The sequence below is a fragment of the Paraburkholderia sp. genome (assembly GCF_036488795.1).
GTDB lineage: Bacteria > Pseudomonadota > Gammaproteobacteria > Burkholderiales > Burkholderiaceae > Paraburkholderia.
Genome location: NZ_DASXHA010000080.1, coordinates 26,721 through 32,897, shown reverse-complemented (window position 1 = coordinate 32,897; position 6,177 = coordinate 26,721). Strand labels below are relative to the sequence as shown.

General features: G+C 60.4%; 4 protein-coding genes. 3 read left to right on the top strand and 1 reads right to left on the bottom strand.

All coding sequences use genetic code 11. From position 1 onward, the window contains the following. The 3 genes from VGH41_RS10650 to lpdA form a co-directional block, all read left to right on the top strand. Positions 1 to 633: transketolase-like TK C-terminal-containing protein (locus VGH41_RS10650; RefSeq protein ID WP_414696633.1), on the top strand; the 633-nt coding region annotated here is incomplete at its 5' end. An 86-nt stretch (positions 634 to 719) separates the two neighbouring features. Further along, positions 720 to 2,369: a dihydrolipoyllysine-residue acetyltransferase gene (gene aceF, locus VGH41_RS10645; RefSeq protein ID WP_331597372.1), complete on the top strand. Its 1,650-nt coding sequence runs from the start codon at positions 720 to 722 to the stop codon at positions 2,367 to 2,369. A gap of 304 nt (positions 2,370 to 2,673) precedes the next feature. Then, on the top strand, positions 2,674 to 4,479 hold the full coding sequence (gene lpdA / locus VGH41_RS10640) for a dihydrolipoyl dehydrogenase (RefSeq protein WP_331597371.1): 1,806 nt from the start codon (positions 2,674 to 2,676) through the stop codon (positions 4,477 to 4,479). 362 nt (positions 4,480 to 4,841) lie between these two features. Here the strand turns inward: lpdA and VGH41_RS10635 are convergent, their stop codons facing one another. Next, positions 4,842 to 5,414, bottom strand: coding sequence for a phasin family protein (locus VGH41_RS10635; protein ID WP_331597370.1), 573 nt, complete (start codon positions 5,412 to 5,414; stop codon positions 4,842 to 4,844). Positions 5,415 to 6,177 lie beyond the last annotated feature (763 nt).

The following is a 6,177-nucleotide window of genomic DNA, read 5'->3' as shown; positions in this document are numbered from 1 at the left end:
CAGGAAGACGTGTACTACTACGTCACGGTGATGAACGAGAACTACGAGCACCCGGCGATTCCGCAGGGCGATAGCGTAGCCGCGGACATCATCAAGGGCATGTATTCCTTCAGGAAGGCCGAAGCGGACAAGAAGGCGCCGCGCGTGCAACTGATGGGCGCGGGTACGATCTTCAATGAAGTGATTGCCGCCGCCGATCTGCTGAAGAACGACTGGGGCGTCGCCGCCGACCTCTGGAGCGTGCCGAGCTTCACGGAACTGGCTCGCGAAGGCCACGAAGTGCAGCGCTGGAACCTGCTGCATCCGGGCGACGAGAAGAAGCTCTCGCACGTCGAGAAGCTGCTCAAGGACGCGCCGGGTCCGGTCATCGCATCGACCGACTATGTGCGTGCACTGACCGAGCAGATTCGCGCGTTCGTACCGCAGAAGTTCGTCGTGCTGGGCACGGACGGCTACGGCCGTTCGGATACGCGTGAAAAGCTGCGCCACTTCTTCGAAGTCGATCGTTACTGGGTCACGGTTGCCGCGCTGAACGCGCTGGCAGACGAAGGCACGATCGAACGCAAGGTCGTTGCCGAGGCGCTCAAGAAATACAACCTTGATCCCGCCAAACCCAACCCGATGACCGTCTAAGGCATCATTCCCCGTGTGCCACGGCGTGCGCGCCTGCTCCTGATCGACAGAAGCAGGCGGCGTGCGCGGCCCAGGAGACACTAACAATGAGTCAAGCGATCGAAGTCAAGGTGCCGGACATCGGCGATTACAAGGACATCCCTGTAATCGAGGTGCTGGTGAAGGCGGGTGACACCGTCGAGAAAGAGCAGTCGCTCGTCACCCTGGAATCCGACAAGGCGACCATGGACGTGCCGAGTTCGGCTGCCGGTACCGTCAAGGAAGTGAAGGTCAAGGTCGGCGACAACGTGTCGGAAGGCTCGCTGATCGTCGTGCTGGAAGGCGCTGAAGGCGGCGCGGCTGCGAAGCCCGCGCAGGCCAATGGCGCTGCGGCGGCTCCGGCTCCCGTGCCTGCTGCGGCGCCTGCGCCCGCTCCGGCACCTGCCGCCGGCGGTGGTGTGCAGGAAGTGAAGGTTCCGGATATCGGCGACTACAAGGACATTCCCGTGATCGAAATCGCGGTGAAGGCCGGCGACCGCGTCGAGAAAGAACAGTCGCTGGTGACGCTCGAATCCGACAAGGCGACCATGGATGTGCCGAGCTCGGCCGCCGGCATCGTCAAGGAAGTGAAGGTCAAGGTCGGCGACACGGTATCCGAAGGATCTGTGATCGTGTTGATCGAGGCTGAAGGTGCGGCGGCTGCGCCGGCGCCCGCGGCAGCACCGCAAGCGCTCGAAAAGCCGTCCGACGCACCGGCCACGCCGAGCCCGGCACCGGCTGCGCCGTCCGCGCTCGCTCAGGCTCCGGTGATTCCGGCCGGTGAAGGCGGCGCGCGCAAGGCGAGCCACGCTTCGCCGTCGGTGCGCAAGTTCGCGCGCGAGCTCGGCGTCGAGGTGTCGCGCGTGCAGGGTACGGGTCCGAAGGGCCGCATCACCCAGGACGACATCACCGCGTTCGTCAAGGGCGTGATGACGGGGCAGCGCGCGGCTCCGGCGGCAGCGCCCGCGGCTGCCGGCGGGGGCGAGCTGAATCTGCTGCCGTGGCCGAAGATCGATTTCACCAGATTTGGTCCGATCGATCCGAAGCCGCTGTCGCGCATCAAGAAGATTTCCGGCGCGAATCTGCATCGCAACTGGGTGATGATTCCGCACGTCACGAACAACGACGAAGCGGATATCACCGAGCTAGAGGCGCTGCGCGTGCAACTGAACAAGGAACACGAAAAGGCTGGCGTGAAATTCACGATGCTGGCGTTCGTGATCAAGGCGGTCGTGTCCGCCCTGAAGAAGTTCCCGACCTTCAATGCGAGCCTCGACGGCGATAACCTCGTGTTCAAGCAGTACTACCACGTGGGGTTTGCTGCCGATACGCCGAACGGTCTGGTGGTTCCGGTGATTCGCGACGCCGACAAGAAGGGGCTGGTCGATATCGCCAAAGAGATGGCCGAGCTGTCCAAGGCCGCTCGTGAAGGCAAGCTGAAGCCGGATCAGATGCAGGGCGGATGCTTCTCGATCTCTTCCCTGGGCGGGATTGGCGGCACGCACTTTACGCCGATCATCAATGCGCCTGAGGTTGCCATTCTTGGCTTGTCGCGCAGCGCGATGAAGCCGGTCTGGGATGGGAAGCAGTTTGTGCCTCGGCTCACCATGCCGCTGTCTTTGTCGTATGACCATCGGGTCATCGATGGGGCTGAAGCTGCGCGCTTCAACGCGTATCTGGGTGCGATTCTTGCCGATTTTCGGCGTGTGATTCTTTGATTGCTTGATTGGTTTTTGCCGCAGGGTGTGGAGATCTTTGGTTTTGGTCATCCACATCCCTCGCTGAACCTGCTTTCTTTTCGGTCCATTTGCGTCGCCCCTGTGTGGGGCAGCACCTACTTTTCTTTGTCCCACAGGGACTACCTTCGGGTCGTCTTCCAAAGAAAAGTAGGCAAAAGAAAGGCGCGTCCTTGGGCGGACGGCAAAGGATGTTTCTGTCCAGCGCGCTGCCAGCTTTTCGGTCTGAATTAGTAGGTTCTTTCGGCGCTTCCCTCGTCAACGATCAACAAGAGAAGGGGACACTATGAGTCTCGTCGAAGTGAAGGTGCCGGACATCGGTGATTTCAAGGATGTCGACGTCATCGAAGTCAATATCAAGGCGGGCGACGTCATCGAGAACGAACAGGCTCTCATGACGCTCGAATCCGATAAGGCTTCCATCGAAGTGCCGAGCGATGCCGCCGGCACCGTCAAGGAAGTTCGCGTCAAACCAGGCGACAAGGTCTCGCAAGGCACCATCATCGCCCTCGTCGAAACATCGGCGAGCGCAGCACCGGCGAAAGATGAGCCCAAGGCGCCCGCTAGTGCGCCTGCCAAAGCGCCTGAAAAAGCGGAAGCCAAACCGCAGGCAGCCCAGGCCGCAGCCGCCCCCAAGGCCGCCGCGCCCGCGCCGCAAGCCGGCAGCTTCTCCGGCAACGCCGATATCGAGTGCGACATGATCGTCCTCGGCTCCGGCCCCGGCGGCTATTCCGCGGCGTTCCGTTCGGCCGACCTCGGCATGAAAACCGTGCTCGTCGAACGCTATGCAACGCTCGGCGGCGTCTGTCTGAACGTGGGCTGTATTCCGTCCAAGGCGCTGTTGCACACGGCGTTGGTGATCGACGAAGCCGAAGCGCTCGGCGCCCACGGCATCACGTTCGGCAAGCCGCAGATCGATCTCGACAAGCTGCGCGACTTCAAATCCGGCGTCGTCAAAAAGCTCACCGGCGGTCTCGCCGGCATGGCCAAGATGCGCAAGGTTGAAGTCGTCACCGGGGTCGGCTCGTTCGTTGATCCGAACCACATGGAAGTGCAGACCGAGAGCGGCAAAAAGGTCGTCAAGTTCAAACAGGCCATCATCGCCGCCGGTTCGGAGGCGGTGAAGCTACCGTTCATTCCGGAAGATCCGCGCGTGGTCGATTCCACCGGCGCGCTCGAACTGCGTCAGATCCCGCAGCGCATGCTGGTGATCGGTGGCGGCATCATCGGTCTCGAAATGGCTACGGTGTACTCGACCCTCGGCGCGAAGATCGACGTCGTCGAAATGCTCGACGGCCTGATGGCCGGCGCGGACCGCGATCTCGTCAAGGTCTGGGAGAAGTACAACAGCAAGCGTTTTGCCAACGTCATGCTGAAGACCAAGACGACCGCCGCACAAGCGAAGGACGACGGTATCTACGTGACGTTCGAAGGCGAAAAGGCTCCGCCCGAACCGCAACGCTATGACCTCGTGCTCGTCGCAGTGGGCCGTAGCCCGAACGGCAAAAAGATCGGCGCCGACAAGGCCGGTGTCGCCGTGACGGAGCGCGGTTTCATCGACGTCGACAAGCAGATGCGCACCAACGTGCCGCACATCTTCGCAATCGGCGATATCGTCGGTCAGCCGATGCTCGCGCACAAGGCCGTGCACGAAGGCCACGTGGCAGCGGAAGCCGCGCATGGCGAGAAGGCCTACTTCGACGCGCTGCAGATTCCGTCCGTGGCCTACACCGATCCGGAAGTGGCGTGGGCGGGCAAGACGGAAGACCAGTTGAAGGCCGAAGGCATCAAATACGGCAAGGCAGTATTCCCCTGGGCCGCGTCGGGCCGCGCGATCGCCAACGGCCGTGACGAAGGCTTCACGAAACTGCTGTTCGACGAGGAAACGCATCGCGTGATCGGCGGCGGTATTGTGGGTCTGAACGCTGGCGACCTGATCAGCGAGGTTTGCCTCGCGGTCGAAATGGGAGCGGACGCAACGGATATCGGCAAAACCATCCATCCGCACCCGACGCTGGGTGAATCCATCGGAATGGCCGCCGAGTTGTATGAAGGTGTCTGTACCGATTTGCCGCCGCAGAAGAAGAAGTAAGGCTGGAAGGCTCGCGCATCGTGCGCGGGTGCTTCTGTCCCGGCCTGAACCGAAGCTGAAGCATCAAAAGAAAACGGCGCGCCCCTTTGCAGGGCGCGCCGTTTTTTTTGCAGCAGGGCCGGGTGGTTGCCTTCGTTCAGCCACGCGAAAAGCGCAGCGGCAAAGCCACGCGTGACAAAAAAATCCCGGCATGCGCCGGGCGAACGATACGCTATGCAACGTATCGGAGCGTTGGCCCGCGCAGTGAACGCGTGGCATGTATGAAACGCGACACCGCACGACGCTGTTGCTGCGAAAACATGCGCGCCGGCCGCCTTGTGACTTCGGCGGCCGGCGCGATTTGAAGCGAGAGGCGTTAAACCTTAGACAGCCTTCTTGGCCGAGCGCGAAGCTTGAGCAGCTGCTTGCGTGGCTGCCTTCGACGCTGCCGTAGCGGCCGCGTTGAAGTTGCTTTCAGCGATTTCAACCGCTTGCTTGGTGGCCTTGTGAACCGTTTCGTACGTGGTGTTGGCGGCGGTAATGGCCGACTTCATCACGGCAACTGCGGTTTCCGAGCCGGCCGGTGCGTTCTTGGCGACGTTGTCGACCAGCGACTGCACCTTGCGGTTCTGCTCTTCATATTGAGCTTCGGCGACGCGCGCAAATTCAGCTTGCGTGGCGGACACGATTTCATACACGTGACGGCCGTACGACAGCGCCTTTTCCGAGATGGGCTGCGTGAGGCCGGCCTGCAGCGCGAAGAATTCCTGCGCATCTTTCACCGACAGCGCCCGTTGTGCATTTTCCTGGCTCTCTGCGAGCGTCGACTTGACGACTTGCAGGTTCAGCTCGACCAGCTTTTCCACGCCTTCGAATGCCTTGGTCGTCAGACCAAACAGGGTTTCGAGGTTGGCTTTCTGGGCTGCGGCGATTTGCTCAGGGGTCAGCAGAGTCATGTTTACGCTCCTGGATTACGGCACCGTCTGGTGCGGGCCGCGTTGGGTTAATGGCAAGACTGTGAATCAGCACACAACTGCGATGTATTGTGCATCGCAGCAATGACTCCATTTTAGGATGATGGCGATGAATGTCAAGTCTTTTTGTGCATCGCACAAACTAGGGAAATCACTGATAAAACAAGACGTTATGTAGCACATATGACATAACTATGACGCGGGACAAAATGACTGATTCACTGCGATGGTGCGTGCTGATACGGTAGTTCTTGCTGCATTTGCGGCGCTCAGGACGTCCGCGCCGAGCTTGTGTGACATCTCCGTGTAGTACTGAACCGACGCTTTCTTGCGCAATATATGACAATGCATGTAAACCGGAATCTGACACGGAACGTTAATCCTCCATCACGGTCGAATGCGCGGTGCCCCGATCCGCAGCAGGCGCTTAACTGCCTGCGGGTCGGCGTATCGGCCGGCGCCCCATGCAGTCTCCGCTGGGCGCCGGTGCGCGGCCTTCCGATGGCAATGGAACGACCGTACTTCCCCTGATCAAGGTTGTGTCGAATTTGCCGTTATGCTGAAAGGATCACCCGAATCCGACGCATGACGGCCCGGGACGAACATCCGCTCACTCAATCGTTTTTTTTGATTGAGTGAGCGAAACCTATAGACTTTCCGCAATCGGATCTTACAAGCCGGTTTAAGGAGCGTGTATAAGTGCTTAATATTGCTAATTTTTCGTGGTTTTACTACACTTGCGTAA

What these genes read in the sequence shown, in the direction of transcription:
- aceF (WP_331597372.1), top strand. Translation starts at nt 720, where the DNA reads ATGAGTCAAGCGATCGAAGTCAAGGTGCCGGACATCGGCGATTACAAG.
- lpdA (WP_331597371.1), top strand. Translation starts at nt 2,674, where the DNA reads ATGAGTCTCGTCGAAGTGAAGGTGCCGGACATCGGTGATTTCAAGGAT.
- VGH41_RS10635 (WP_331597370.1), bottom strand. Translation starts at nt 5,414, where the DNA reads ATGACTCTGCTGACCCCTGAGCAAATCGCCGCAGCCCAGAAAGCCAAC.